The 25,960-nt window shown below is 54.4% G+C and carries 32 protein-coding genes; all 32 read right to left on the bottom strand.

Annotated elements, in window-relative coordinates; all coding sequences use genetic code 11:
* Window positions 1-307: 307 nt before the first annotated feature.
* Window positions 308-679 (bottom strand): chorismate mutase, encoded by a 372-nt coding sequence (gene aroH / locus KIH86_RS04715; protein WP_223086587.1) that lies wholly within the window; start codon window positions 677-679, stop codon window positions 308-310.
* Window positions 673-1,776 (bottom strand): 3-dehydroquinate synthase, encoded by a 1,104-nt coding sequence (gene aroB, locus KIH86_RS04710; protein WP_223086585.1) that lies wholly within the window; start codon window positions 1,774-1,776, stop codon window positions 673-675. The genes aroH and aroB overlap by 7 nt, the downstream gene beginning before the upstream one ends.
* Before the next feature lies 1 nt (window position 1,777).
* Window positions 1,778-2,947 carry a chorismate synthase gene (gene aroC / locus KIH86_RS04705; protein WP_223086582.1) on the bottom strand — a complete coding sequence of 390 codons (1,170 nt, stop codon included), beginning with the start codon at window positions 2,945-2,947 and terminating at the stop codon, window positions 1,778-1,780.
* 231 nt (window positions 2,948-3,178) lie between these two features.
* On the bottom strand, window positions 3,179-3,340 hold the full coding sequence (locus KIH86_RS04700; RefSeq protein WP_223086578.1) for a hypothetical protein: 162 nt from the start codon (window positions 3,338-3,340) through the stop codon (window positions 3,179-3,181).
* A gap of 120 nt (window positions 3,341-3,460) precedes the next feature.
* Window positions 3,461-4,261 carry a CheR family methyltransferase gene (locus KIH86_RS04695; RefSeq protein ID WP_223087686.1) on the bottom strand — a complete coding sequence of 267 codons (801 nt, stop codon included), beginning with the start codon at window positions 4,259-4,261 and terminating at the stop codon, window positions 3,461-3,463.
* A 45-nt stretch (window positions 4,262-4,306) separates the two neighbouring features.
* On the bottom strand, window positions 4,307-4,750 hold the full coding sequence (gene ndk / locus KIH86_RS04690) for a nucleoside-diphosphate kinase (RefSeq protein ID WP_223086575.1): 444 nt from the start codon (window positions 4,748-4,750) through the stop codon (window positions 4,307-4,309).
* A gap of 99 nt (window positions 4,751-4,849) precedes the next feature.
* Complete coding sequence (locus KIH86_RS04685; protein ID WP_223086572.1) at window positions 4,850-5,818, bottom strand: polyprenyl synthetase family protein; 969 nt, start codon at window positions 5,816-5,818, stop codon at window positions 4,850-4,852.
* Window positions 5,815-6,675 carry a menaquinone biosynthetic enzyme MqnA/MqnD family protein gene (locus KIH86_RS04680; protein ID WP_223086570.1) on the bottom strand — a complete coding sequence of 287 codons (861 nt, stop codon included), beginning with the start codon at window positions 6,673-6,675 and terminating at the stop codon, window positions 5,815-5,817. Before KIH86_RS04680 ends, KIH86_RS04685 begins: the two co-directional genes overlap by 4 nt.
* A 4-nt stretch (window positions 6,676-6,679) precedes the next feature.
* On the bottom strand, window positions 6,680-7,282 hold the full coding sequence (locus KIH86_RS04675; protein ID WP_223086568.1) for a UbiX family flavin prenyltransferase: 603 nt from the start codon (window positions 7,280-7,282) through the stop codon (window positions 6,680-6,682).
* Entirely contained in the window at window positions 7,279-8,154 is an 876-nt protein-coding gene (locus KIH86_RS04670) for a UbiA-like polyprenyltransferase (RefSeq protein WP_223086565.1), read from the bottom strand. Before KIH86_RS04670 ends, KIH86_RS04675 begins: the two co-directional genes overlap by 4 nt.
* Entirely contained in the window at window positions 8,147-8,893 is a 747-nt protein-coding gene (locus KIH86_RS04665; protein WP_223086562.1) for a demethylmenaquinone methyltransferase, read from the bottom strand. The genes KIH86_RS04670 and KIH86_RS04665 overlap by 8 nt, the downstream gene beginning before the upstream one ends.
* Window positions 8,894-8,901: 8 nt before the next feature.
* Complete coding sequence (locus KIH86_RS04660) at window positions 8,902-9,765, bottom strand: heptaprenyl diphosphate synthase component 1 (protein WP_223086560.1); 864 nt, start codon at window positions 9,763-9,765, stop codon at window positions 8,902-8,904.
* A 134-nt stretch (window positions 9,766-9,899) separates the two neighbouring features.
* Window positions 9,900-10,445, bottom strand: coding sequence for a hypothetical protein (locus tag KIH86_RS04655; protein WP_223086556.1), 546 nt, complete (start codon window positions 10,443-10,445; stop codon window positions 9,900-9,902).
* A 105-nt stretch (window positions 10,446-10,550) separates the two neighbouring features.
* Window positions 10,551-10,799 carry a trp RNA-binding attenuation protein MtrB gene (mtrB, locus tag KIH86_RS04650; protein WP_223086553.1) on the bottom strand — a complete coding sequence of 83 codons (249 nt, stop codon included), beginning with the start codon at window positions 10,797-10,799 and terminating at the stop codon, window positions 10,551-10,553.
* Window positions 10,800-10,909: 110 nt separating this feature from the next.
* The gene (locus tag KIH86_RS04645) at window positions 10,910-11,182 is read right to left on the bottom strand and encodes an HU family DNA-binding protein (protein ID WP_223086550.1); all 273 of its coding nucleotides are present in this window, start codon (window positions 11,180-11,182) and stop codon (window positions 10,910-10,912) included.
* Window positions 11,183-11,232: 50 nt separating this feature from the next.
* Complete coding sequence (locus KIH86_RS04640; RefSeq protein ID WP_223110330.1) at window positions 11,233-11,448, bottom strand: hypothetical protein; 216 nt, start codon at window positions 11,446-11,448, stop codon at window positions 11,233-11,235.
* A 127-nt stretch (window positions 11,449-11,575) separates the two neighbouring features.
* A complete protein-coding gene (gene spoIVA / locus KIH86_RS04635) occupies window positions 11,576-13,054 on the bottom strand; it encodes a stage IV sporulation protein A (RefSeq protein ID WP_223086548.1) in 1,479 nt (492 codons plus the stop codon).
* Between the two features lie 471 nt (window positions 13,055-13,525).
* Window positions 13,526-13,894: a 2Fe-2S iron-sulfur cluster-binding protein gene (locus KIH86_RS04630; protein WP_223086545.1), complete on the bottom strand. Its 369-nt coding sequence runs from the start codon at window positions 13,892-13,894 to the stop codon at window positions 13,526-13,528.
* A 42-nt stretch (window positions 13,895-13,936) separates the two neighbouring features.
* The gene (locus tag KIH86_RS04625; protein WP_235775256.1) at window positions 13,937-14,560 is read right to left on the bottom strand and encodes a nucleotidyltransferase family protein; all 624 of its coding nucleotides are present in this window, start codon (window positions 14,558-14,560) and stop codon (window positions 13,937-13,939) included.
* A gap of 211 nt (window positions 14,561-14,771) precedes the next feature.
* Complete coding sequence (locus KIH86_RS04620; RefSeq protein WP_223086543.1) at window positions 14,772-15,047, bottom strand: stage VI sporulation protein F; 276 nt, start codon at window positions 15,045-15,047, stop codon at window positions 14,772-14,774.
* Between the two features lie 119 nt (window positions 15,048-15,166).
* Entirely contained in the window at window positions 15,167-16,207 is a 1,041-nt protein-coding gene (locus tag KIH86_RS04615; RefSeq protein WP_223086539.1) for an NAD(P)H-dependent glycerol-3-phosphate dehydrogenase, read from the bottom strand.
* Window positions 16,200-16,817: a glycerol-3-phosphate 1-O-acyltransferase PlsY gene (gene plsY / locus KIH86_RS04610; RefSeq protein ID WP_223086537.1), complete on the bottom strand. Its 618-nt coding sequence runs from the start codon at window positions 16,815-16,817 to the stop codon at window positions 16,200-16,202. Before plsY ends, KIH86_RS04615 begins: the two co-directional genes overlap by 8 nt.
* 11 nt (window positions 16,818-16,828) lie before the next feature.
* The gene (der, locus tag KIH86_RS04605) at window positions 16,829-18,151 is read right to left on the bottom strand and encodes a ribosome biogenesis GTPase Der (RefSeq protein WP_223086534.1); all 1,323 of its coding nucleotides are present in this window, start codon (window positions 18,149-18,151) and stop codon (window positions 16,829-16,831) included.
* Between the two features lie 160 nt (window positions 18,152-18,311).
* Entirely contained in the window at window positions 18,312-19,592 is a 1,281-nt protein-coding gene (gene rpsA, locus KIH86_RS04600; RefSeq protein ID WP_223086532.1) for a 30S ribosomal protein S1, read from the bottom strand.
* A 177-nt stretch (window positions 19,593-19,769) separates the two neighbouring features.
* On the bottom strand, window positions 19,770-20,354 hold the full coding sequence (locus KIH86_RS04595; protein WP_223086529.1) for a lysophospholipid acyltransferase family protein: 585 nt from the start codon (window positions 20,352-20,354) through the stop codon (window positions 19,770-19,772).
* Window positions 20,351-21,061: a (d)CMP kinase gene (cmk, locus tag KIH86_RS04590; RefSeq protein ID WP_223086527.1), complete on the bottom strand. Its 711-nt coding sequence runs from the start codon at window positions 21,059-21,061 to the stop codon at window positions 20,351-20,353. Before cmk ends, KIH86_RS04595 begins: the two co-directional genes overlap by 4 nt.
* A gap of 262 nt (window positions 21,062-21,323) precedes the next feature.
* Window positions 21,324-21,977 carry a flagellar brake protein gene (locus KIH86_RS04585; protein ID WP_223087682.1) on the bottom strand — a complete coding sequence of 218 codons (654 nt, stop codon included), beginning with the start codon at window positions 21,975-21,977 and terminating at the stop codon, window positions 21,324-21,326.
* Between the two features lie 288 nt (window positions 21,978-22,265).
* Window positions 22,266-23,621, bottom strand: coding sequence for a germination protein YpeB (ypeB, locus tag KIH86_RS04580; RefSeq protein WP_223086524.1), 1,356 nt, complete (start codon window positions 23,619-23,621; stop codon window positions 22,266-22,268).
* A gap of 131 nt (window positions 23,622-23,752) precedes the next feature.
* Window positions 23,753-23,899 carry a hypothetical protein gene (locus KIH86_RS04575; protein WP_223086522.1) on the bottom strand — a complete coding sequence of 49 codons (147 nt, stop codon included), beginning with the start codon at window positions 23,897-23,899 and terminating at the stop codon, window positions 23,753-23,755.
* 72 nt (window positions 23,900-23,971) lie between these two features.
* Window positions 23,972-24,667, bottom strand: a complete 696-nt coding sequence (gene prsW, locus KIH86_RS04570; RefSeq protein WP_223086519.1) for a glutamic-type intramembrane protease PrsW — start codon at window positions 24,665-24,667, stop codon at window positions 23,972-23,974.
* Between the two features lie 121 nt (window positions 24,668-24,788).
* Complete coding sequence (locus KIH86_RS04565) at window positions 24,789-25,400, bottom strand: genetic competence negative regulator (protein ID WP_223086517.1); 612 nt, start codon at window positions 25,398-25,400, stop codon at window positions 24,789-24,791.
* A 209-nt stretch (window positions 25,401-25,609) separates the two neighbouring features.
* The gene (locus KIH86_RS04560) at window positions 25,610-25,960 is read right to left on the bottom strand and encodes a hypothetical protein (protein ID WP_223086515.1); all 351 of its coding nucleotides are present in this window, start codon (window positions 25,958-25,960) and stop codon (window positions 25,610-25,612) included.

The following is a 25,960-nucleotide window of genomic DNA, read 5'->3' as shown; positions in this document are numbered from 1 at the left end:
TACCGAAGTAGAGGTTTGGTTAGGCAAGCATATAAAAAGAGCGGGGACAATGGCATAAACCGGAAAATAAGCGAAAAAGGATAAAAGCAGTATCTTCCGCGCTCTGCGAACCTGTGTCCACATTCTAAGCGCGAATATCCCCTCTCGGATCATCCGTTCCAATTCCCTAATACTCGTCTCTTCTCAGCTCATCTAAACTGTACTAAACTCTGCTTCACTCGTCTGATCTCACTATACATGATAGCTATGCTCTTTTACAACCCCATTATTTCGGAGAGACGAGACTCGGATTGCAGCCGGACCTCCATTATTTGCTTTCGGTAAGGTCGGGACGAAGCCGCTGGGCCTCGTTCAAGTAGACGTGGCGAATCTCTTTCTGGCTCTTCTCCGTATTGACCTGAACCATTAGCCGGATGCATTTCGGCAGGCTGCCTTTAACCGGAACCTCGATGGCGCACATCAAGGGAACAAGCTCCCAGCCCTCGATCTCCCGGATTGCCTTGGCCGGAAAGGTCGCATCCAGATCCGTCGTCATCGTAATCCATACGCTGCAGATGTCTTCGGCAACCAGATCATTGCGCTCTACCATTTCTCTCAGCAGCAGCACGGTCTCGCGAAGTATTTCTTCTTCCTCGTTGCGGTTGACTGTCGTCGCGCCGCGGATGCCCCGGGTCACCATGGGCTTCCCTCCTTCTTCAACTGGCCGACAACCTCTCGGATAACGGATTCTTCGACGCCTTCAACAATGCTTACGGCTCCGATCTCATCCGGCACGATAAACGTGATCCGGCCTTCCTTGAATTTCTTGTCATGCATCATGGCATCAATGATATCATCCACACTGTACTGCGTTGGCAGTGTAACCGGAAGCTCCAAAGCGGTCAGCATCGACACCGTCTCTTCATAGAGCGACCGCGGACGGCCCAGCTTGGCAGCCACCAGCGCGGAGCCAGCCATTCCGATGGCAATGGCTTCCCCATGCAGGAAGGTGCCGTAGCCGCCGACCGCCTCGATCGCATGTCCGATCGTGTGGCCCAGATTCAGGATCGCGCGGAGTCCGTGCTCACGCTCGTCTTCGCCGACCACATCCGCTTTGATCGCACAGCCGCGCTCCAGGGCGTAGCCCAGCGCTTCAGGTTGAAGCGCCAGCAGCTCACCTGCATGCTCGCGGCACCAGTAGGCGAATTCGCGGTCCAGAATGAGACCGTGCTTGATGACTTCCGCCAGCCCGGAGCGCACATCACGCGGGGGCAGCGTAGAGAGTGTATCCAAATCGTATACAACCATCTTGGGCTGATAGAATGCGCCGATCATGTTCTTGGCAAGGGGATGGTTCACCGCAACCTTGCCCCCTACGCTGCTGTCATGCGCCAGAATGGTTGTCGGGATTTGCAGGAAGCCGATGCCGCGCATATACGTTGCGGCGACAAAGCCAGCCAAATCCCCGACCACCCCGCCGCCCAGCGCCAGTACGGCGGAGCGGCGGTCGAGTCCGGCCTTGATGGCCGTCGTCATGACTTCCTCATACACGGCCAGCGATTTCGAGGCTTCACCGGCAGCGATGACATGGGTGACAACTTTATAGCCGCCTGCCTCCAGCCGGGCTGTCAGTCCGTCCAAATACAGCGGGGCCACTGAACTGTCGCTGACCACAAGCAACGGACTGCGAACCGGGAATCCGGCCTCCCCGCATAATTCCGCAATCCCGTCCAGCAAGCCTGAGCCAATCACAATCGGATATGAGCGCTCACCGAGCGATACCTGAATTCTTCGCATATTAATAGCTCTCCAATTGGGCCAGGTAATTGTCGTAGTTGGCCCGGATTTCTTCCATGGAATCCCCGCCGAACTTATCCAGGAACGCCTTGGCCAATTCCCAGGCGACCACGTTCTCCATAACAACGCAGGCGGCTGGAACCGCACAGGCGTCGGAACGCTCAACCTGGGCCGTGAACGGCTCCTTCGTGTCGATGTCCACGCTCTTCAGCGGCTTGTACAGCGTCGGAATCGGCTTCATGACGCCGCGGACCACAACGGGCATGCCGTTCGTCATGCCGCCCTCAAATCCGCCGAGCCGGTTGCTGCCACGGTGGTAGCCTTGGGCGGGATTGTACAGAATCTCGTCATGGACCTGGGACCCGCGCAGGACGCCCGCCTCAAAGCCGATGCCGATTTCAACGCCTTTGAACGCGTTGATCGACATGACCGCTCCGGCAATGGCACCGTCCAGCTTGCGGTCGTACTGCACATAGCTGCCGAGTCCGACCGGCAGGCCGACCGCGATGCATTCCACGATTCCTCCGATGGAATCGCCCTCTTCCTTGATCCGGTCGATGTAGGCTTCCATCTTCTTCTCGGTTTCCTTGTCCGTAACACGTACAGAGGACTCTTCGGTCCGGGCGATCAGCTCGTCGATCGGCAGATCGCTGACGGGAGCCTCGATCTCACCGATCCGGATGACCTGGCCGGCGATCTTAACGCCGAACGCTTCAAGAAACTGACGCGCCACAGCGCCACAGGCTACGCGCGCAGCCGTTTCCCGGGCGCTCGAACGTTCCAGCACATTGCGCAGATCCGTCTGATTGTATTTCAGGCCGCCGTTCAAATCCGCATGGCCGGGACGGGGCCGGTTCACGCGGCGTTTCTCTTCGTCCGAGCCGGGAATCGGCTCGATATTCATAATATTTCGCCAGTGCGTCCAGTCCTTGTTCTCCACAACAAGCGCGACGGGAGCTCCGGTCGTCTTCCCGTGGCGGACACCGCCGACAATTTGCGCCGTATCTGTCTCAATCTGCATCCGGCGCCCCCGGCCGTATCCCTTCTGTCGCCGCTGAAGCTGAAAATTCAGTTCCTCAAAATTCAGTGCAAGATTGCTGGGCAGACCTTCGATTATCGCCGTCAGCTGGGGACCGTGTGTCTCCCCTGCCGTTAAATAACGTATACTCATGCTGCGTTCCCCCTTCGCGCTTTCAAACTGTAAACTGCTAAAATCCGTAATGACCTTTGCTCATTATAGTATAGGGAAATCCATTTTGACAAGAATGCGAACGGCAGGACGTCTTCATGTTCCTGAACGCAAACGCCGCCCGAAACTCCGGTTATGGAGCGGGGCGGCGTTTGGCGGCCTGTGCACGCGTTATATAAGCTTCCGGGTGGAAGTGAAGGCGGATTTCGGCCCTCAGCTGCCGATCACCCGGTCATTCAGCTTGTATAGGGTTCTGGCTTCCTCCTGCCGAAGCAGCTGCCGTAGCTGAGCTTCCTCGACACCGAGAATCTGACCGCATTCCTTGACGGTTATATAGCCGCGCCGGTATGCGTCGATGACCTTGACTTTGTCCATGGGGTACAACCTTTCGCCAATAAACTATATTCTATGACTAGTGTTTCTGCCAAAGAACGAAAGTATACCTCCGTGCCTCCATCTCGCATCGAACTTCCAAACCGGTTCATAAGCCGAAGCTTATTTTTTACGGTAGAAGAAAGTCTCCGTCGATTCGAACCCGTACTTGCCTGGCGTAAAAATCTGCTCCGTGCTGCCAACGAACAGATATCCGCCAGGGCGAAGACTGGCCGAGAATTTATGATACAGCTTGTCCTTCGCCTCTTCGGTGAAGTAGATCATGACATTCCGGCAGATAATCAGATCAAAGCCGGTGTCGAACTTGTCCAGCAGCAGATTCTGCTTGCGGAAATCGATGTTCTTCTTGAACGAATCGCTGATCTCGTACATGGCGCCCTGCGGCGTGAAGTATCGGGACACGACATCCCGAGGAACATCCTTGAGCGAACGCTCCAGATACAGGCCCTGCTTGGCTTTTGCCAGCGCTCCGTCGTCAATGTCGCTCGCCACGATGCTGCAGTCCGTGAGGATTTTCTTGTCGGCCAGTATGGTTGCGAGCGTGTACGGCTCCTCACCGGTCGAACAGGCCGCGCTCCACAGCTTGAGTCGCTTGCTGCGTGTCATAAGCTCCGGAAGGATGACATCGCGCAGCACTTCCCAGCGGTTAGGATTGCGCCAAAATTCAGAGACGTTGATCGTCATCCGGTCCAGGAACTCGTAGAACAGCTCCTTGTCTTTCATCATGGCGGAATAAAATTCCGCAAAGGTGCGGTAACCGTTCTTCGTGCGGAGCGTCGTAAGCCGCCGCTTCATCTGGGCTTCCTTGTACTGCGACAGGTCAATCCCCGTGCTTTTGTTGATGCTTTGAATAAATCCGGTATAGTCCGGGTCTGCCGCTGTCAGTTCGCGTTCAGGCAACATCATGATCTACCCCCGTAAAAAATTCCCCGTAATAGATGCCCCGGTCTAGGTCCAGGCCGCAATAGCCTTATCGTAATCATTCAACTCGCCGGGAGCGAAGAAGTTGGCGATCTCTCTTGCCGCACTCTCGGGCGAATCCGAGCCGTGAATCAGGTTGAGAGGTGTATGGCTGGCAAAATCGCCCCGGATCGTACCGGGCAGCGCTTCACCCACCTTGGTCTTTCCAATCAGCAGACGGGATAGAGCGATGACATCATCGGCTTCCCAAACCATGGCAAACACAGGGCCTGACGTAATAAAGGAGACAAGGTCCGGAAAGAAATCCTTGCCCTCATGCTCGGCATAGTGCCGTTTGGCTTGCTCTTCGGTGACCGAAGTCAGCTTGGCTGTGACAAGCTTGAAACCCTTGTCCTCCAAGCGGGCCACGATACGGCCGATCAATCCACGCTGCACGCCGTCAGGTTTGATCATCAAAAACGTCTTTTCCATGGTTACACTCTCCATTTCGAAATGCGATGATGGTCTTTTCGATATTCTATCAAAAACACTGGCGGCTGTTAACTTCTTATATCGGAATGAAACCGCTTTTCAATAAGCTCTTCCTGTCACAAAATAAGCGATCTCGCGAAGGTTCCGTTTGGTCCGGTTGCTCGGAAGCTGATCCAGCGCATGAAGCGCCTTGTCGATATAACGGGAGGCCAGCTCTTCAGCCCGGGAGATCCCTTCTCCGGAGAGAATCAGATCGATGGCGCGGCCGACACCGGCGCGGCCCGAGTGGATCAGCTCCAGTTCCTCCAGAAGCTGCGTACGGAGCCGGTTGTCCTGCAGGGTGTAGATCACCGGAAGCGTGATATTGCCCTGGCGCATATCGCTGCCCGGCGGCTTCCCGATCTGCTTCTCGGTACCCGACAGATCAAGCAGATCGTCGCGGATCTGGAAAGCCATGCCTACGTTGTAGCCATAGCTGTACAGCAGCCGCGCCGCCTCCGGGGGGGCTTCGGCGGCGAGGGCGCCGAGCTGGCAGCTGATAGCGATCAGAAGCGCCGTCTTGCGCCGGATGCGCCGCAGGTAATGGCGGACGCTCTGCTCGCTGTTGAAGAAATCGCGGATCTGCTCCATCTCGCCGACCGACATCTCGACCATCGCTTTCGACAGAATCTGGTGAATCCGCTGATTCGGCAGCTCGGCGGTGATGCCCAGCGCCTTGGCATAAATATAATCGCCTGTGTACATGGCGATTTTGTCTCCCCACTTGGCTTTGACAGTCGGCTCGCCGCGCCGTGTATCCGCATCGTCTATGACGTCGTCGTGAACCAGTGAAGCGCTGTGAATCAGCTCAAGCGGAACAGCAACCCGCTTCAGCTTGTCTAAGTCATAGCTGCCGAATTTGCCCCCCATGAGCACGAATACGGGTCGAAGCCGTTTGCCGCCTGCCTTCAAGAGATGCAGAGATGTCTCCTCAAGCAGCGCATCATCACCTTGAACGCTCCGGTACAGCTCCTTCTCCAGCGCTTCCATATCCCGGTTCAGCAGACCAAACATTTGCAGTCGTTTCATTTCTTCACCCGTGTCAGCAGATTGTCATTCCAGAACTCTATTCTCACTTGCTTCGGCAGCAGGCCCATCTCATGCGCATACCGGAAATAGAGGTTCAGTCCTTCCTGCTGCCTTTCCCCAAAATCATAACACAAATTGCGGAAATAACCGCACCAGTAGCCCTCGCTTCCCCCGATCTTCGCCACTGCATCCATGACGATAGGTTCAAGGTTGCCGAGTCCCTTTCGCTTGCTCAGGGCAAAAGCTTCATAAATAAGCCGAATGCGCTCCGGTTCCTGCTCGGCTGCCTGCCGGCTGGCTGCCCATACGGCGAAGGTCATCCCGCATCCCGTCCACGATTTCCAGAGCTCTCCAAGATCGGTCACCCGGTAGCGGGTGTTGCTCCAGCCGGCCCGTATGGCATGATCCCCGATCAGCAGACAGGCGTCCGCGGTCTCCATCATTTGCTCCAGATCGGGCTCCGCGGTAACATACCTCGGTCTTCCGCCTACCGCCTTCTCAAGCAGGATCTTTAGCAGATTGACCGAGGTGGCGGATGTGCTCGTCACAGCTACCGTGCCCGAAGCGGCTTCCTCCAGCGTTCCTTTCGAGAACAGGAAGATTGACCGGACCGGACCGTCCGAGCTGACGGACAGATCCGGCAGCAGCAGCAGCCGGTCGCTCGCTTCCGCATAAGCGAATGAAGAAAGTGCTCCGACATGGATATCTCCTTCCGCCATGCCCCGGTTGAGACGGGACGGCACTTCGCTTACCAGGGTAGCCTGGAAAGGAAGCGCCGTCGGATTAAAATGATGATAGACCGGCCAGGAGTTGGTATAGCTGATTTTGCCGATAACAGCGGGTTCTTCGTTCTTCATGATGTCACTCTCCCCATCTGCGGAATAATGCGTGGTCGATCCCGAAGCTGTCCAGCACCTTGCCGACCATGAAGTCAACCATGTCCTCCAGACTCTGCGGCCCGAAATAAAAAGCCGGCATGGCCGGAATCATCCGTACACCCAGCCGGGACAGTTTCAGCATATTTTCCAAATGGATGGCATGCAGCGGCGTCTCCCGGGGAACGAGCACGAGCGGTCGTCCTTCCTTGAGCATCACATCCGCCGCCCGGGTCATGAGATTATCCGATGTACCGTTCGCCACCGCAGAGAGCGTTCCCATGGAGCAGGGCATGATGATCATGCCTTGTGTGCGGAAGGAGCCGCTGGCGATGGACGCGCCGATATCCGCGACCGGATGATACTCGAGAGTTCCTTGCAAGCCGCCGAAGCGCTGATTCAGAACTCCCTCACGGTCGGTTACATCCCAGTCCAGCTCTTCCTTGACCACCCGCCAGCCCGCATTGCTGATGACCAGATGGACGGGGAAGCCCAGAGACAGCAGCGTCTCGGTGAGGCGGATGCCGTATACCGCTCCGCTGGCCCCCGTTATCCCGACAACAAAGCCTTTGGAGTTCACTGTGCTCATCTGTAGGTCTGCACCACCAAGTCAATCAGGGTAAAAGAGAACACCACGATGCTCAGCACACCGTTCATGGTGAAGAACGCGGTCTGCAGACGACTCAGGTCGTTCGGGGACACGATGTTGTGCTCATAGAACAGAATGATATAAGCGATAATCATGCCCGCTATATACCACCAGCTTAAGTGTGCCATGAACAGCAGGGAAATAAACCCGACGCCGGTCAGGAAATGAAACACCTTGGCGATTCGAAGAGCGCTCGCCACACCGAAGCGCACCGGGATGGAATACAGGCCCTCCTTGATGTCGAATTCAACGTCCTGGCAAGAATAAATAACGTCAAAGCCGGCTGTCCAGAACACAATCGTCAAGTAGAAGACCATGGCCGTCAAATCCACCTTGCCGGTTACGGCGACCCAGCCGCCGAGCGGTGCGAGCGCGATGGTCAGGCCGAGAATGAGGTGGCAGGCCCAGGTGAAGCGTTTGGTGAAAGAATAGAAGACAAGCAAAAAGACCGCGATCGGCAGCAGCTTGGCCGAGAGCGGGTTCAGCTTCGAAGCGGCCCAGAACAGTAAAAGGAATGAAATGATGACAAAGACGACCACTTCCCCCGCTTTGAGCAGCCCGGCCGGAATTGCTCTCCCGGCTGTCCGGGGATTCTTGGCGTCGCTCACACGGTCGATCAGCCGGTTAAGACCCATCGCCGCACTGCGGGCGCCGAACATCGCCACGAGAATCCAGCCGATCTCATGCCAGGTCGGCAGCGAGCCGGCTACTACGCTCGATCCAAGCAGCGCACCCATAAAAGCAAAGGGAAGGGCGAATACCGTATGTTCGAATTTAATCATTTGCAGAAAAATGCCGATTTTCTTAAACATCCTGATTCTCCTTGATCCCAATATGTAATGCTGCGATGCCTCCGGTCAAGGGATAGGATTCCACGCGCTGAAGCCCCGTATCGCGGAAGATTTGCTCCAGTGCCTTCCGGTCCGGAAACAGCGCGAGCGATTCGGGAAGCCACTTGTACTGCTGGTAACTCTTGGCGAACAGCTTGCCCATCATAGGCAGCAAACGCGTAAGATAGAAATAATAAATGCCTTTAAAGGGTTGAACGGTAGGCTTGGACAGCTCCAGACAGACCACCATGCCGCCAGGCTTTACCACCCGCTGCATTTCACGGAGCACCTGAACGGGGTCCGGCACATTGCGCAGGCCGAAGCCGATCGTTGCGTAATTGAAGGAATTGTTGCCGAAGGGAAGCTTCATGGCATTGCCCTGGACGAGCGAAATCCGTTCCGAAAGTCCTTGCTCCTTCACCTTCTTGCGGCCTACTTCCAGCATGCCTTCACTGAAATCGAGGCCCACGACGCTCCCGGTCCCGCTCTTCTCCGCAAGCGAAATTGTCCAGTCGCAGGTGCCGCAGCACAGATCGACGGACGTATCTCCGCACCGCACGCCCATCTTGTCCATGGCGAACCGCCTCCAGGCTTTATGTCGCCGGAAGCTGAGAATGTCGTTCATAATGTCATATTTGCCGGCGATCTTCTCGAATACGGAATGAACGTACTGCTCCTTCGGCTTGCTTCCGTTTCCGCCGGCCGTTGTCGTCTTGTTCATGCAGTAGATTAGGCCTCCCCCGCGGCTTGTCCCGAAATTTTATGATGCAGAAGAAAGCCTTCAAGCGTAGCCCGCAGCTCCCGGATCAGCGCCTCATCCTTCAGCTCCTGCAGCACTCCATGGATGGCATCGATCGCCTGATGCAGCTTATCCGTGAGCAGGGAATCGCATTTATACTTCATCTTGAGCTTCTTCCAGTCTTTGTTCTCCAGCTTCCGCTCCCGCAGCTGTCGTCTTTCTTCCTCGGTGCCCGATTCGAGCAGATGCCAGTAACTGAAGCCTTCCTGCCCCTGTTCCGGCAATTCTCCCCGCTTCAGTTCCAGAGCAACGGTCTCGCATTGCGTAAATTCCTTCAACAAGCTGCGCCAAGGCTCCACGAGCTTCTGGTCGATCAGGGGTGTAAAAGACTGGAACAAGCTCATGTTCAGCTGAAGTGCGGTCTGCAAATAGGCTTCGGCTGTAAACATCATTTCCCTGGCTTTGATATACATCTGAGCCTTCAGCACGTTGAAATTGGCAATGGCTGTGCTGAGCGTGCCGATCATGCCGATTTCGCCGCTGCCTGCAAGAAGGCGATAGAACCAGCTGCTGAAAAAATCACCGGCCAGCACCTTCAGTTGACGGGAGCGCATAACCGCCTCATCCCGGGACTTGGCTTCGTCAACAGACTCATGCGTATCCAGTGCGAGCTGCACAAGTGCGGTAACGAGTGCGTACAGCTCTGCCTCAGGCTGCCTGCGGGAGGCATGGTTCAGAAAAGTGTAAAGTAAAGCTCCGCGGGCGTCCGAAAGCGGCGGCAGTTCCGTATGCCGCCGGATCATGTCGTAGTCCGTATAAGATTTAGCCAGTTGCGGTATGCGGTACGGTTTCATTTCAGCCTCCGAGCCCAAATTAATATTGACCGATCATCGATTGTTCACAATCTTGACTATTATAGCATATGTTAAGGGGCCGCGCACGGCCCGGTATTCTTCCATCCGTCCATTTACTACTTCTATTACCCGGTTCAGGGAATGATGAACTGATTTTTCCACAGGCTGGTTTCGCTTATCCGCAGCGCGGACTTCAGCGAAGCAGGCAGAGGGATGTTTCCGGTCTTCTCCAGTTCCTCGAGCAGCTCGGGAGTCAGCTCCGAGCGTCTGACATCGGCCGCGAGCAGAAGGCGTGAAGAGCCGACCCAGCGGTCCTCGGCCATAATCCGCAGCAGTACCTGATCCACGTTCTCGGTATTTCGAAAGGCGAAGGAGAGCACACTCGACATGTCGGCGTACACATCCCCCGGCCGAACGGCAGTGTCGGTCACCTTCAAATCCAGCGATAACACGCCTTCTTCCCAACCAACGCTTCCGATAGGCAAGTGGAAGGGAATGCCTCCGACCGCATCCACCAGATTGCCCTCTCCCATCACCAGCTTGTCGCCCTTCTGGGAGAAGGTCTCCACCGTGCCTGAAGCCTGCTTCGGCGACGACTGAAGAAGTTCCATACGGGGAAGCAGCAGCGCCGAGGCTGCCGTAACAACCAGAGCTGCTCCGATCCACCATGAACGGTTCACCGCCACTCCCCCCTCCCGTGTTGGCCGGCGGTGGCATTTTGCCTGTGCCTGTACGCGGGCCTATATCCTCTTATATGTCAAAAAAAAGCAGGCTATGCCTGCCGCTCAGATCCCGCTCTCAATTTGTCCGTGCTTGGTCATAATCTCGGCTTTGCCGCGGATCTTCATTGCCGAGGTGTGGTCGGTAAACTGGGCGATATAGACTTCGCCTTTGTCCAGCTTCTCCGTATGATGAAACCGGGTATCCGTACCTCGTGTAAGCCCCATAACCTGCACGCCATTCTCCTTCGCCTTGATCACGATGTAATCACTGTCCGACGGATCGGGCAGCCCCTCATTTTTGCTGTCGCTCATTCCTGAAACCTCCTTGTAGAAAAACTGCATAATGGCGGTTTAAAAACAAATGCCGCCTGAGAGGGCGGCATGGTTGTTGTTCTTGAATATGGAAGACATATGTAGAAATCTTATTTAATTCCGTCTTTAAGCGCTTTGCCCGGTTTGAATGCCGGAACCTTGCTCGAAGGAATTTCGATTTCTTCACCGGTCTGCGGATTGCGGCCTTTGCGTGCGGAACGCTCGCGCACTTCGAAGTTTCCAAATCCGACCAGCTGCACTTTGTCCCCGTTCTGCAGAGCATCCGCAATCGCTTCGAATACGGCGTCCACAGCTTTGGTTACATCCTTCTTGGGAAGTTCGGTTGCTTCCGTCACTTGGTTGATCAAATCAGATTTATTCATTTCTTCTCACCTCCCTGGCTAATTCTCCGATATTGTTCACTGTTTCCGTTTCAGCGTAAAATATACGTGATTATTGCGTTTTGTGGATCGTGGACCGCATCCATACCCGGATGCGCAACAAATTTATAGTAATACAGGCTCTCCATAATTTCAAGCGTTCTGAAAAAAACAAGCTGAAATGATTCCCTTGCCCGTTCTAATCTTCCTGAATCGGGCAGACCGGCAAGGGAATACAGGCCGGACTTAAGTAAGGAAATCGCTTCCATACAAGCAGGAATAAACAAGTAATGGCGTCTTATTAGTCGAAGAGCGATAACGAATGATGCTAAATGCAAAAAGCGAGGCCGCTTGGCCCCGCTCCGCTCTCTTTTCTTCCATTCCGCGTCTGCTGTTTCAGAGAATGATAGCGATCAGTCCGCCCGATCCCTCGTTGATGATGCGTCCGAGCGTCTCCTGCAGTTTGTAGCGGGCGTTGTCGGGCATCATCGCGATCTTGCCCTGGATGCCTTCCCGGACGATGCTGTGCAGCGAGCGGCCGAAAATATCGGACTCCCAGATCTTGATCGGATCGTTCTCGAAATCCTGCATCAAGTAGCGGACAAGCTCTTCGCTCTGCTTCTCGGTACCGATGATCGGCGAGAACTCCGACTCGACATCGACGCGGATCATATGGATCGAAGGAGCCGTCGCCTTCAGGCGTACGCCGAAACGCGTACCCTGCCGGATCAATTCCGGTTCGTCGAGCGCCATTTCCGCGAGCGACGGGGCAGCGATGCCGTAGCCGGTCGTCTTGACCATTTCCAGCGCTTCGGCGAAGCGGTCGTATTCCCGCTTGGCATGCGCGAATTCCTGCATCAGCTGAAGCAGGTGATCTTTGCCGCGGATCTCGACGCCTACGACCTCCATCAGCACCCGGTCGTACAGCTCTTCCGGAGCGAACAGATCGATCTCGGCAACGCCCTGGCCCATGTTCATGCCGCTCAGTCCCGCTCTGTCGATGAAATCGTACTCGGTGAACTGGGAGACGAGCCGGTCGACATCACGCAGGCGGCGGATATCCTTGACCGTATCGCGAACCGAATTCTCATAGCTGCTCCGCAGCCAGTGAGCCTCCGGAAGCACCATGACCCAGCTAGGCAGATTCACATTCACTTCATGAACCGGGAACTCATAAAGGACTTCGCGCAGCACGCCGGTTACATCATCCTCGCTCATGGTGGCTGCGCTGAGCGTCATGACCGGTATATCGTATTTGGCGGCCAGCTCGCTGCGCAGCGCCTGGGTCTCCTCAGCCTTGGGGTGCGTGGAGTTGATCACCAGCACGAAAGGCTTGCCGACCTCCTTCAGCTCCGCGATGACGCGCTCCTCAGAATCGACATACGAGCCACGCGGAATCTCCGCGACGCTGCCGTCGGTCGTGACGACAACCCCGAGTGTCGAATGCTCCTGGATCACCTTGCGTGTGCCGATTTCAGCCGCTTCCTGGAACGGAATGGGCTCCTCAAACCATGGCGTGGAAATCATGCGCGGACCGTTCTCATCCTCGTATCCCTTAGCTCCCTCGACCGCATATCCGACGCAGTCTACGAGCCGGACGTTCACTTCAAGACCTTCGGTCACTTTAATCTGTACCGCATTGTTTGGAACAAACTTGGGCTCCGTGGTCATGATCGTCTTGCCGGCTGCGCTTTGGGGCAGCTCATCGACAGCCCGAACCCTGTCCGCCTCGCTCGTAATGTTAGGCAGGACGATGGTTTCCATAAAGCGTTTGATAAACGTTGATTTACCTGTGCGGACCGCGCCGACGACTCCCAGATAGATGTCCCCGCCGGTACGTTCGGCAATGTCCTTGAAAATATCCACTTTTTCCAAAAGAGATCCCTCCTCATATACTTCCGAAGAAAAATGCCTGAAGAGCATCGGCTTCGCGCTTGCCGCCGGTATTCATCGCCTGCATGGCCGTGTGTTCTGTAGGCCGGCGGATAGCCTTCAGCGGAAGCTTGACCGCCCGGGTCCGCAGGGTCCGCTTCCAGCCTCGGCCAAACCGAACGCTCGGACATGCATTTGGACTAGTATCATCATATGTACCCGCTGAGGATTTATGACCTGCCGACCGCGCAATTTCATGCGGTTTCTACGTGGTGCATGCTGGCGCGGCAGACCTTTGCCGGCATCCGGAAGCTTTCTCATCATCTGTATGCGGGCCGATCCTTTAATAGAACGTCACTCTTGCTCACATCTCTCATCAAAAAGAAAAGCGCCTGCCCCAATCGGGACAAACGCTGTGAAAAGATATCATTAAGTTCAGCCTTATACTCAATACTCATCCGCCAACGTGAAGAGTCACCATAAGCTGTCCTCTCCGCCTCTTTCGGCTTCCGCCAGCCTCTTGCGAATGGCAGCCTTTAGCGGGTCTTCCGGGACGCTTACGACCGCTTCTCCTGCGATTTTAGCCTGGCAGGCGAGCCGGATGCCTTCATCCGGCAGTCCGCCCAGCTTCCGTCGTTCAACCTCGCCAGGAGGGCTAAGAGAAGAAGCTGACCCGTCTTCGATATGGACTTTACACATCAGACATCCGGCTTTGCCTCCGCAGCGGGTCGCGATATGTATGCCCGCCCGGCGCGCGGCGTCCAGCAATGTGATTCCTTTGGGCACATTCGCGCTTTTTCCAGAGGGTAAAAATGTAATAGGATAGACATGCTGCGGTTTCAATATGGCCCTGGGCCTCCTTTTTCCTGGTGTCAATCTAACTCTCTATGAACATTGCGTGGAGATGCCTAGGATATCCGCAATCGTCCAGGCGTGAGCGGCCTCCAGCGTATTGCGCTCAATCAGAAGCTGTACCAGCGGCAAATGCGCCGGAAGATTGCGTTTCATTACCGCGGCGATGGCTTCATACCGGTCGCTTCGCTCCCGAAGCACGTTGAAGATCAGCTCATGAGCCAGCGGCATGAGGCGTATGCCGGCCATTCCGGGATGTGAACCGATAGCCGCATAATTACGAAGCAGTTCCGTTTCCACCAGGTAGATCGAATGACCGCTGCATACCTTAAACCCGCAGACAAGCTCCAGCGGATAGCCTTCGATCACATAATGCCCCATTAAGGAATAGCAGCCCCGGCTGTAGTCCTCGGACAGTTCACCCACTGCATATGTACGCAGAGCTTCATGCAGCTTGTCCGCCGCCGTGGCCTCCGCGTACAAATCGATGTCATGAGGTGCAGCCTTCAACGGAACATTCTGCAGCAGCAGGCTGCAGCTTCCGCCCAGCATCCATGCCGGCCTTTCCGGTCTTCCTTCGTCAGACAAGGCCAAGCCCGCCTCCTCCAGTGCGCGAAGCAGCTCAGCAGAAATCCCCATGGCTCCCAACAAAACCATACGCCTCCGTTCCTGTACGAAATCTAAAGTCGACTCCAGAGCAGAAATCACCAAGCCAAACCCGGTATGAAACGGCTTACAAGAACGAAGCCGCAACCCCCGGCAGACCTTGAAGCATAATCGTAAAATGATGCCCATATTATAACATAAGTTCAAAAAAAAGAGCATCGGTGCCGTGTGGCCCGCCTGCTCTTTTTTTTGCGAAGGACAGTTATTTTTTAATCATCATTTTCATCAGGCCTTCAATACCGCTCGGATTCGATCCGGTCTTCTTCACCGCTTGAATGATCTCCTTGATCGTGTCCTCGCTGACCGGCACCTTCGCCATGGCGGAGACCTGCTTGATCAATTGGCGAAGCTGGGCGTCACTCTGCAGCGTTCCCGGCTTGACTGAACTTGCCAGCTTCTTGACGGCGCCTTCCGTGATGTTTTTGCCCGTCTTCTTATTGATGGCGTTCAAGGCATCCTTGGAAAAATTTCGGCTCATTACTCATCCCTCCTCCGTCAATCCCCGATACAGCATATGAGGATGTTCCGCAAAAGGTGATGGGCGGACTTCAGGTAACGATCACCGCCGCAGCCTTATTAAGGCTGGATAACCTGAAATCAAGTATGCCACTGCTCCCAGGTCTCCTGGGTGATCTTCTCCAGCTCCGCCTTGGGATCGCGTCCCATCAGAGCCTCCACGGCGTCGCGTGGGCTGCGTCCCTGGAATAGCACATGGTAGATCTGATCCGTAATCGGCATCTGCACGCCGAGCTTGGCGGCAATGGAATAGGCAGCCTGCGTGGTGCGAATTCCTTCGACGACCATGCCCATGGAGTCGAGCACCTCTTGCAGAGGACGGCCCTGGCCGAGCATAGAGCCCGCCCGCCAGTTGCGGCTGTGCCGGCTCGTCGCCGTTACGACCAGGTCTCCGATACCAGCCAGACCGGCGAAGGTCATGGGATTGGCCCCCAGCTCCTGACCAATCCGGGAAATCTCGGCGATCCCGCGTGTGATCAGCGCCGCTTTGGCATTGTCCCCGTAACCGAGTCCATCGGACATTCCCGCCCCGAGGGCGATAATATTTTTCAACGCTCCGGCCAGCTCCACGCCAACCAAATCCCGGTTCGTATAGACACGGAAGTCGTTGTTCATGAACAAATCCTGGGCTCTTACCGCTTCCTTCTCACTCTGCGAGGCGACCACAACGGTCGTCGGACAGTGGCGGACGACTTCTTCGGCATGGCTGGGACCGGACAGGACGACGATCCGCCCTTCATCACAGCCAAGCTCCTCCGCAATAACGGTCGACATCCGTTTCATCGTCTCCGTTTCGAACCCCTTGGTCGCATGCACGCACAGCATGCCTTCCTTCCAGTAAGCCTTCAGGCTGCGGCTCACCTCGCGCATCCCCGATGACGGAGCGACGATCACAACGGCATTGGCCCCGGTTACCGCTTCCTCCATGGATGTCGTGGCCACAATATTATCCGGCAGTAGAATGCCGGGAAGGTAATGCTCATTCGTATGCTTGAGATTGATTTCTTCAGCTTGGGCGGAATTGCGCGTCCACATATGGACCTGTGGATGATTGGCCGCCAGGACAGTGGCAAGCGCCGTTCCCCAACTGCCCGCAACCAGCAGGGCGACTTTGTTAGACAACGCGTTTCCCTCCTTTGGCTTTCGAACCGATCTTATTCTCGCGCCGCTGCGCGATTTTGACAATATTGCTCCGATGACGCCAGAAAGCGAATACGGCAATGATCAAACTGGTCCAAAGCACCGGATAGGTGAACCCGGTGAGCAGCAGAAAGAGAGGCGTCAACACCACGAAGATCAGGGAACCCAGCGATACGTAACGTGTGATGAAAATCGATAGAATCGCGATAATTCCGGCGTACAGCGCAGGGAAGAAGCACAATGTCGCCATGACGCCGATTGTGGTGGCAATTCCCTTGCCGCCTCTGAAGTGGAAGTAGATGGGCCAGTTATGCCCGACGATAGCGGCGATGCCGCAGACGGCGGCCACCCAGCTGCCCCAGCCGCCGCTCCAGACGCCGAGCCATACAGCCGCGATGCCTTTGGCGACGTCAAGCGCCAGAACGAGAATCGCAGGTCCTTTGCCAAGGACCCGCAGCGTGTTGGTCGCCCCGGCATTGCCGCTGCCGTACTGGCGGATGTCGATCCCCTTGAGCAGCTTGGCCAGCAGAACGCTGAAGCTGACGGAACCGAGCAGATAGCTTACTACAATGGTTATCCATTCAAAGGCCACAATCTTCTCCCCTATTCATCGTCGGATTTACGCCGGGTAAAGATGCGGATCGGCGTACCCTCAAAATTAAACGCTCCGCGAATTTTATTCTCCAGGTAGCGTTCATAGGAGAAGTGCATCAGCGAAGGATCATTGACGAACACCACGATCGTCGGCGGCTTGACAGCCACCTGGGTTACATAATTGATGCGCAGACGCCGTCCCTTGTCGGTCGGTGGCGGATTGATTGCCACTGCATCCGAGACGACGTCGTTAAGCAGATGGGTCGCGATGCGCAGCGAGTGCTGCTGGGCCGCATGCTGAACTACGGGAAGCAGCTTGTGCAGCCGTGACTTCGTCAGTGCCGAGAGAAAGACGATCGGCGCATAAGTCATGAACAGGAAGTGATCGCGGATCTTCGTCTCGAACTGGTGCATTGTCTTGTCATCCTTCTCGACCGCATCCCATTTGTTGACTACGAAGAGCGACGCTTTCCCGGCATCATGGGCATATCCGGCAATATGCTTATCCTGATCGATGATACCTTCCTCGCCGTTGATGACTACCAGCACGACATCGGCGCGCTCAATCGCCCGCATCGCCCGCATCACGCTGTACTTCTCGGTCGATTCATATACTTTGCCGCGCTTGCGCATGCCGGCCGTGTCAATCAAGACATACTTCTGCCCGTCCCGCTCGAACGGCGTATCAATTGCATCCCGGGTTGTACCCGCTATGTCGCTGACAATGACGCGATCTTCGCCGAGTATGGCGTTGACCAGCGAAGACTTGCCAACATTCGGCCGTCCGATCAACGCAACGCGGATAACGTCCTCATCATATTCGTCATCCTCAAGCTCGGGAAGGCGCTCTGTCACTTGATCCAGCAGGTCGCCGATTCCGGTTCCGTGGCTGCCCGAGATGCCGATTGGATCGCCGAAGCCAAGGCTGTAGAACTCGTAAATATCTTCCGCCCGCTTCATGTTATCCACCTTATTGATCGCGAGAACAACTGGCTTGCCCGAACGGAACAAGATCTGGGCGACCTCCTCGTCCGCATTCGTCAGCCCGCTCTTCGCATCGCACATGAATACGATGAGATCAGCTTCCTCAATTGCCAATTCGGCTTGAACCCGGATCGATCTCAGAATCATATCTTCTCCGTCAATCTCGATACCGCCCGTATCAATCACACTGAAAGCCTTTCCGTTCCATTCCGACACGCCGTATATCCGGTCGCGCGTAATGCCAGGCTTATCTTCTACAATAGCCAGCCGATCGCCGATCAACCGGTTAAAAATAGTCGATTTTCCCACATTTGGCCTACCTACGATGGCCACAACGGGTCTTGCCATGGTACATTCCTCCTGTCTGCCTTTCGTCTCTCATCATAGCAAAAAAGCTTATCTTTGGCGAACAACCTAACATGAAAACGGCGAACCCTTGGTTTTAAGGGTTCGCCGTTCAGTATACCCGTTATGCGGCCCATCATAAGCCGATCATCATATCAGGCTTTTATTTTTCCTTGAATTTATCCAGCTTGTCGCCAAAGCGCTCGGCCAGCGTGAAGCTGAGACCCTGATTGCTAAGCGATACGTTTGGATTGTCAAGCACTTCCTTAGGCGCACGTTCTCTGCTGCGCTCAGGCTTCGGAGCCTGAACCGGAGCTTCTTCTGTTTCCTTGATGCTCAAGCTTACGCGCTTCTCGGACGGATTGAAGTCGAGAACCTTAACCTGAACTTCCTGGCCTTCTTTAAGTACTTCATGCGGAGTGCCGATGTGCTTGTGGGAAATTTGCGAGATATGCACAAGGCCTTCCACGCCCGGCAGCAGCTCGACGAATGCGCCGAAGTTGACAAGGCGCTTCACTTCGCCGGTTACGATGTCGCCGATATGGATTTTGTCGGAAGCCGTGTCCCAAGGACCAGGTGCAGCAGCTTTGATGCTCAGGCTGATTTTGCCTTTCTCCGGATCAACCTTCAACACCTTCACGCGTACTTTGTCTCCTTCGGAGATTACGTCGGAAGGCTTATCAACATGCGTCCAGGCGATTTCGGACACGTGAACCAGTCCGTCTACTCCGCCCACATCGACGAATGCGCCGAATTGGGTCAGACGCTGTACAGTACCTTCGATGATCTGTCCTTCGGAGAGCTCGGACATAATTCTCTGCTTATTGGCTTCGAATTCCTCTTCCAGAACTTCCTTCGCGGACAGGATCACTTTACCGTTCTCACGGTCCAGCTCTTTTACTTTAACGCGAAGCGTACGTCCCTTGTAATCGCTGAAATCTTCAACGAAGTGACGTTCTACCATGGAAGCCGGGATAAATCCGCGGGCGCCCACGTCAGCTACCAGACCGCCTTTGACAACGTCGGCAACGGTAACTTCGAACGCTTCTTGGGAGTTGTAGTATTTCTCAAGATCATCCCAGGATTTCTCGCTGTCCACCGCACGTTTGGACAGAATCAGGCTTTCCTTGTTGTCGTTGATGCTGACAACCTTGCATTCTACTTCTTGACCCACTTCGACAGCCGCAGCGGCATTGTCGAGCTGGACGGAAGAAAGCTCGCGAATCGGAATAACGCCGTCATATTTATATCCAATGCTTACATAAGCTTGGTTATCTTCGATTTTGACGATCGTTCCTTTCACGGTGTCGCCTTTTTTGATGGAAATGATCTGCTCCAGTTCGTCTTGGGTGGCCAATTCCTCTTGATTTTCAGCAGCGGCATCAACCTTCTCCGTTGCTTCTGCGGATTCCGCAGCTTCCTGATTTCTTATTTCTTCAGACATGTGATTACCCTCCTCGATTCAAAACCCCATTTATTTAAACCCGCGCCTTTAGCAGGGTTCAAAACGCACTTCATGAAGACAGGCCCCGCTTTGATTGCATACCTACCTATTATGTTCCAAAAAATAACGGCTATGCCGTCTTCCGGCTTCAGCCGAAGCTTCATACCGAAATCCCTGCTATTTGCCGCTGGGCTTGCCGGTCTGTAGCATCTCGTGAATACGGGCCATAATCAGGTCGGTCACCGCTTCAGCCGAATCACTGCCTCCGCCAAACCCGCTCAGATCGATCGGAGCGCCATACACCACGGTCATCCGGCGAAAAGGCTTATAGCTGCCGATAATCGCAGCTGGAACAACCGCCGCACCGCTGCGGAGCGCAAAGGTTGCCGCGCCCTTCTTGGCAATGCCGCTGTCGTTGTTTCTCGTTCCTTCCGGGAATATACCCATTACCTGCCCTCCACGGAGCAGGTTGAGTGCCGTTTTAATGGATTCTTTGCTCACGCCGCCGCGTTTGACCGGGAAAGCGCCAAGCTGCCGGACCAGCCAGCCCAGAACGGGAACCTTGAACAGTTCCGCCTTGGCCATGTAGTTGACCTTGCGCTTTAGCATAATTCCCATCGTCATCGGGTCCAGATTGCTCGTATGGTTGCCGCATAGCAGCACCCCGCCTTCGTCAGGAACGTTCTCCCTTCCGACAATCTTAAGCGGAAACAAAATGGCGTAAATCAAGCGTAGCAAACCTCGGCAAATGACATAAATCATAAATGATTTCTCTCCCCGCTAGCATAAGATCTGCAGTGGGACACAATGGCCTCCACAACCTGAAGTATATCCATGGACGTCGTATCCAGCAAAATGCTGTCCTCGGCGCGCCGCAGAGGCGAAATTTCCCGGTTCGAATCGAGAAAATCGCGCTGGGCGATATCTTTCTCAAGCTGCTCAAGACTCACCTGTTCCTTGTCCTTCAGCTCTTTGTAGCGGCGGAGCGCCCGTTCCTCCACACTGGCCGTCATGAAAATCTTCACTTCGGCGTCTGGCAGCACGGTCGTGCCGATGTCGCGGCCGTCCATCACAACGCCTTTGGCAAGCGCCATTTCGCGTTGCAGATAGCTTAGTCTCGTGCGGATGCACTCCACTTTGGCGTACTGGGATACCATGCCGCTCACTTGGAGGCTGCGGATGTGAGGAGTTGCATCTTCCCCGTTGATCAGCACACTCTGCGTATCCTTGCCGGGTAATAATTCAATCACCATATTGCGTACGGTTTGAAGCACGTTATCGTGATCTTCCGGCTTGATGCCTTCGCGGAGCATATACCATGTTACAGCCCGATACATGGCTCCCGTGTCGACATAAATGTAGGAAAGCTGCTGTGCTACCATCCGGGCTACTGTGCTCTTGCCTGCCCCGGCAGGTCCGTCGATGGCGACATTAATTCTGTCTAAAGTATGTGTCCCCTGCCTAGCCAAAGGGGCATTCCTCCTCAAAATAAAGCCAAGAACGCGCTTGGCCGCTGTTTTTTTCGTGAATGTACCGACAGCGATAAAGCAACCGATACCTCCAAGAAAAAAGCAGGCATTGCCTGCGACTTATAAAATTATACCACAGTTTGTACGGCAGTGCAAAATCGCATAGATTTGAATAACCGTCGAGAAACGGGTAAAAAAGCGCGTATTTCGAAAAAACAGGGAAGTATTTGCCGAAAAATCGCGATAAACTCCGAGGAAATGCCTATCTGTTGCGGAAATCGAACTGCCGCTCGAAGCAGTAGCGGATAATTTTCTGCCGCTCGCCGTCGGAGATGTTGTTGAACTTCACCATGACCAGATCCCGGCCGTTCTCAAGCTCCTTCATGCGAACGATCTCGGCACCGAAACCTGCATGCTCGCCAGCACCGCTGCGGTAAGGGATAAGCAGCCAGCATTGCAGGTGGTCTCCCACGTTCAGCTTATAGTTGCCGTCCGTCCAGAACGACAGACCGCCGCCGCTCACGTCCTCGGTCCGGACCAAGAAGCGCTTGCCGTCCTGAGTCTTGCATGCAAGCTCCAGCTCTCCGCTCACGCGCAGGAAGCTTCGTCTCTGGATTTTGACGATGGAGTCTTCGTCGGGCTTCCGGATGCGAACCATGCGGATCACATCTTCCTTAAAGCCCAATACATGGGTATAAAAATAATTCTTAACGCCTTCGCCCGTCAAGAAATAGACCGACAGCTCATCACCGATATGCAGCTTCTTGAGCCTGCCGGTGTTCTCCCCCATCGGGATTTCAATCAGGAACGATTCCTCTTCCATCTCGGCGATTCGGGACCGGTATTCGATTTCTTCTTCGGAAGCGTCACTCGACGCAATCCGTATGTATAGATGATCGTTGATTTTGGGATACAAGCCTGTCACCGCCATATTGAAATATTCTATAGCAGATTATACCATGGCTCGAGGATGCATGGGTGAGAAAAAAACAGACCTTTTCATATTTACGGGCCATTCCATAACGAGCAGTGATATTCGAATTCGGAGGTGCAAAGATCGCAAGGATGGTATCCAGGCATCTATAGCTGCTTCAAGCATCAGTTTTTAGAAGTCCGTCTAATGCGGAGACACAAAGAGACGGCAGTACCCGTAATGGAGGCTGCCGTCTCTTGCATACTCAACACTGATCTTTGAACAGAGCTTCTATTTCTGACTCAATCCCGCTGTCGAACTGCGGAGCTCTTCGATCGATTCTTCCACTCCGCTGTTCGCGTTGAGGTAAATCCGGTAGCGGGAGCCATTGATTTTTCCGCCAAATTCGTAAGTGAGCACCTCTTTCCCCTCGTCATTCTCGATCAGTGCCAGCCGCTCGTACTGCTCCTTGAAATCGGAATTAAGCTTCTTCCGGGCCTGAGCGAGAGAAAGAGTAGGCTTGCTCAGCTTGCGGGTGGTCTGATGTTCATTGACATAGTCGCTGGCCTGAAAGCCTATAACTTCTCCGGTGTCCAGCCCTGAGCGCACCGTGATTTTTTCCGGATAGATCAGCACGCCGTCCTGTTTGGAGACAAAGGTGAAGCTGCCCATGTTATCGTAACGGTCGGCGCTTACGGGGGTCATGGCCGAGTAGCCCTTGCGCGCCAGAAACTCCGCGGCCTTGCCGGCAGCCTGATCCATCGAGACCCTGGCCGCTCCTACCTCACGGCTGGAATGATACGAGATCAGCTGTCCGCCGCGGACCGTAAAGTCCATGCTTACCGTTTCTTTCGAACCGGTCACTTTGGCGGTATAGGAAGCCCATTCCGTGCCTTTTCCGTTCTCGGTAACCTGGACCTTGGCCCCTGTTCCGGCATCCGCGAACTGAAGCGCCTTCTTGCGCACTTCTTCGGCGGAAACGGACGGCGCGTCCAGCTTTTTCACCGAGCGCTTGTTGTACACGCTTGCGACCGATGGTCCGAAATCGATCTCGGGATACGCGCTGACACGTTTATCCACAGTCTTGAAGCCGTCGATAATCGTGTTGTCTTCCGCTTTCTTCTCAGTGGCCAGGGCGCTCTCCACATCCATCCAGCGCAGACGATTCGTGATGACCTTGTTGCGAACACCCTGAAGATCATTCGAGATTTCACCGGAGTTCTTATACAATGCCTTCAGGTTCTTGATCTCTCCATCGGTCAGCGGCTGGGATTTGAGATCACGGAGCGAAGTTTTGTAAGAGAAGTTGGAGATCTTCGACAGAAACTCCTCGGTCTTGCTGAACGGCAGCAGCGTGAGCGGAAGCTGGTTGATCTCATTCTGGGCTTCACTGGTCATCCGCCACACATTGGTCAGGCACTTGCGGTGCATGCCGTCCGAGGTTGATCCGACGGCCAGCATATTGCCCAGCTCACCGTGCAGCTTGTCCACATGGTAGGACAGATCATGAAAGGAGCGCTGGTACTGGTTCTCGGCTTTGATCAGAACCGAATTTTTCTCCTTGTTCTCCTGGTACCCCCACACAAGAGCGCCCAGCAGGAGAATGGCAGTGACGGGGAACATAACGGCACTCAATCTTTTGTACATAGACGTAAGGACTCCCTTCCAATCGCTTGTTGCCCTTAGTGTGACTAAAGAAAGGAAGTCTTATGCACTGTAGGAATTGCGGTGAAAGGTAATATTCCAACACGGATACGCAAAAAAAGAGCAGACACTTGCTACGCCTGCTCTTCGATGAGAAAATCTTCGGTGCAGCTGCACAGACATTGCTTGAATCCGGTCTGGATGACGCCATGATTCTTGATGCCCCGCAGTACATAGCTTTCTCCGCACCGTCTGCAAATAATTCTCACTTTGACACGCAATGCAAAAGACACCCCGCTTCCGAGCGAATTTTCCTGTGGAAATTCTTCCCGGTTACAGTGTGTCCATCCGCACTACATATTAACCTCTTCCTCCCGCTTCAAGAGACGGAAAGGCGACAGGCTGTTGGCTTTGGCAACCTTGATCATACCTCCATACCAGAGGAAAGCCATCAAAGGCACGATGAACCAGATCCAATAGCTCGCCATCGTATTGAGGATGAAATCGTAAATACCATGCCAGATCCAGGGCAGAATGAGCGATACGGCCAAAATCATACCTCTGCGCTTCCCTTTCGAGAACTTCGCTCTGCCCAGATGGTATCCCATCACAACGCCAAACATGGCGTGACCGGATACCGGCAGCAGCGCCCGGAGGAACATCGAGCCGATTGATGCATGGCTGTACCAGGCATACATTACGTTCTCAATCGTTGCGAACCCGAGAGAGATTGCCACCGCGTACAAAATGCCGTCATAAGGCTCGTCAAACTCGGTATGATTGAAGATCAGATGATAGAGCACGAACCACTTCAGGAACTCTTCCACTCCCGCCGAAACGAGAAAGGATTCCATATAAGGACCCGGGTGAAGCCCAAGGGTCAGCCCTCTCTGAATAATCATAACCGGAATAACGATCAACAGACCTAGCAGAAACACCTTCAGCACTAAGTGAAGGGGCTCCGCGTCATACTTGTCCTTCAAATAAAAATAGACCAGCAGAGCAAGTCCCGGTGCCACTGCCGACGAAACCACCGATAACCAAAGCACCGAACACTCACTCCTTCGAAAATTATAAAAGCAAAAGGCCGGCTCATATCCTGAGTGACAGGCATGGCCGGCTCATTGCCAATGACCCGGAAAGAACGATGTCACACCGTCATTCCTTCCATTATTCCTGACGCTTAAAGAACGAGCAAATCTGCTGTACGGCATTCTCCGCCATAACGGTCTTGCCATATTCGTCGAGAACGGCTTCCGTCACCGGCGACGACTCACCGAATTCGGCCAGCACCGCCACCAGCGAGGCCAACGCCGGTTCCTCAAATTCCTTCGGATCGAAATAAAGGTACCATTTATCGTTATAGGAATAAAGCTTGCCCAAAGGTGTGATGCTGTTCACAAGCACGTGAGCCGCTTCAATCACAACCTCAAAATCACGGAAGGCGTATACGATGGAGTCAGCCTGTTCCAGTGTTACTTCCATCTCATATATCTCGTCAGGCAGATCCTCGTCTCCGGAAGCGCCGTAATGGTGATCGTATTTGCCTCGTGTAACGATGACGACCATGCCCTGCGCGGGCAGAGCGAAGACTTCCACGGCAAGTGGACCGGTAGCGTCAAATCCGAGTTCTGTGTAAGCCTGGTCCATCATTTCCGTAAAGAGGTCATGAACCTTGGGGACTTCCTGCCACATATCTTCCTTCTGGATCCCCCGTTCGCTCAGGTCGTCAAAAGTGAGGAAAATCCGTATCTTATCTTGACTTAATCGTTCTATTCTCATGACAGGATCCTCCTTTTGAAAGCTCAGCTTAAGAATAGTGTATGATGAGTCCCAAGTAATGAGCCAAAAATAGTTTCTTAGTCGATTATATGTATGTATGTTACCATTTTGACGAGATAAATGCACGTAAATATGTGGGGACGGGTTTAAAAAAAGAATCATTTTGGCGACGAGGAATCTCCAAAATGATTCTGCCCGCAGATTAGGGATTACAAGCCCGGCACGGCTGCATGAGTTTCCCTGAGAATCTTCTCCACATCGTGCTTCACATCCGGGTTGCTGCGGATCAGTTCCTTCAGCATTCCAAGATCGGCACCTATGGAACTCTCCTTGGCCTTATGGTCCGATTTGCCTGATGCCGCGCTATCCGTTTTGGCATGGTCATGGTTGCCGGAGCCGTTTCCGAAGCCGGTCGCGGCCATATCCATGATTTTGTGCTTGGCTCTGTCCGCGGCGCCGGACCGGCTCAACAGGGGAGTAAACATGTTCCGTTTACGGGACATCACAACGCTTGCGGCGGCTCCGAGCATCACGCCAAGGAAAAATGACGAAGTCTTCAC

This window comes from Paenibacillus sinensis, from assembly GCF_019904155.1.
GTDB classification, from domain to species: Bacteria; Bacillota; Bacilli; order Paenibacillales; family Paenibacillaceae; genus Paenibacillus_AQ; species Paenibacillus_AQ sinensis.
The sequence above is the reverse complement of the archived record's forward strand: the minus strand, read 5'-3'. Positions and strand labels throughout refer to the sequence as shown.

Excerpts from the sequence above, each read along its gene's own strand:
- aroH (WP_223086587.1), bottom strand. The coding sequence starts at position 679 with ATGGTGACCCGGGGCATCCGCGGCGCGACGACAGTCAACCGCAACGAG.
- aroB (WP_223086585.1), bottom strand. The coding sequence starts at position 1,776 with ATGCGAAGAATTCAGGTATCGCTCGGTGAGCGCTCATATCCGATTGTG.
- aroC (WP_223086582.1), bottom strand. The coding sequence starts at position 2,947 with ATGAGTATACGTTATTTAACGGCAGGGGAGACACACGGTCCCCAGCTG.
- KIH86_RS04700 (WP_223086578.1), bottom strand. The coding sequence starts at position 3,340 with ATGGACAAAGTCAAGGTCATCGACGCATACCGGCGCGGCTATATAACC.
- KIH86_RS04695 (WP_223087686.1), bottom strand. The coding sequence starts at position 4,261 with ATGTTGCCTGAACGCGAACTGACAGCGGCAGACCCGGACTATACCGGA.
- ndk (WP_223086575.1), bottom strand. The coding sequence starts at position 4,750 with ATGGAAAAGACGTTTTTGATGATCAAACCTGACGGCGTGCAGCGTGGA.
- KIH86_RS04685 (WP_223086572.1), bottom strand. The coding sequence starts at position 5,818 with ATGAAACGACTGCAAATGTTTGGTCTGCTGAACCGGGATATGGAAGCG.
- KIH86_RS04680 (WP_223086570.1), bottom strand. The coding sequence starts at position 6,675 with ATGAAGAACGAAGAACCCGCTGTTATCGGCAAAATCAGCTATACCAAC.
- KIH86_RS04675 (WP_223086568.1), bottom strand. The coding sequence starts at position 7,282 with ATGAGCACAGTGAACTCCAAAGGCTTTGTTGTCGGGATAACGGGGGCC.
- KIH86_RS04670 (WP_223086565.1), bottom strand. The coding sequence starts at position 8,154 with ATGTTTAAGAAAATCGGCATTTTTCTGCAAATGATTAAATTCGAACAT.
- KIH86_RS04665 (WP_223086562.1), bottom strand. The coding sequence starts at position 8,893 with ATGAACAAGACGACAACGGCCGGCGGAAACGGAAGCAAGCCGAAGGAG.
- KIH86_RS04660 (WP_223086560.1), bottom strand. The coding sequence starts at position 9,765 with ATGAAACCGTACCGCATACCGCAACTGGCTAAATCTTATACGGACTAC.
- mtrB (WP_223086553.1), bottom strand. The coding sequence starts at position 10,799 with ATGAGCGACAGCAAAAATGAGGGGCTGCCCGATCCGTCGGACAGTGAT.
- KIH86_RS04645 (WP_223086550.1), bottom strand. The coding sequence starts at position 11,182 with ATGAATAAATCTGATTTGATCAACCAAGTGACGGAAGCAACCGAACTT.
- KIH86_RS04640 (WP_223110330.1), bottom strand. The coding sequence starts at position 11,448 with ATGGAAGCGATTTCCTTACTTAAGTCCGGCCTGTATTCCCTTGCCGGT.
- KIH86_RS04625 (WP_235775256.1), bottom strand. The coding sequence starts at position 14,560 with ATGGTTTTGTTGGGAGCCATGGGGATTTCTGCTGAGCTGCTTCGCGCA.
- KIH86_RS04620 (WP_223086543.1), bottom strand. The coding sequence starts at position 15,047 with ATGAGCCGAAATTTTTCCAAGGATGCCTTGAACGCCATCAATAAGAAG.
- der (WP_223086534.1), bottom strand. The coding sequence starts at position 18,151 with ATGGCAAGACCCGTTGTGGCCATCGTAGGTAGGCCAAATGTGGGAAAA.
- rpsA (WP_223086532.1), bottom strand. The coding sequence starts at position 19,592 with ATGTCTGAAGAAATAAGAAATCAGGAAGCTGCGGAATCCGCAGAAGCA.
- KIH86_RS04595 (WP_223086529.1), bottom strand. The coding sequence starts at position 20,354 with ATGATTTATGTCATTTGCCGAGGTTTGCTACGCTTGATTTACGCCATT.
- ypeB (WP_223086524.1), bottom strand. The coding sequence starts at position 23,621 with ATGTACAAAAGATTGAGTGCCGTTATGTTCCCCGTCACTGCCATTCTC.
- KIH86_RS04565 (WP_223086517.1), bottom strand. The coding sequence starts at position 25,400 with ATGAGAATAGAACGATTAAGTCAAGATAAGATACGGATTTTCCTCACT.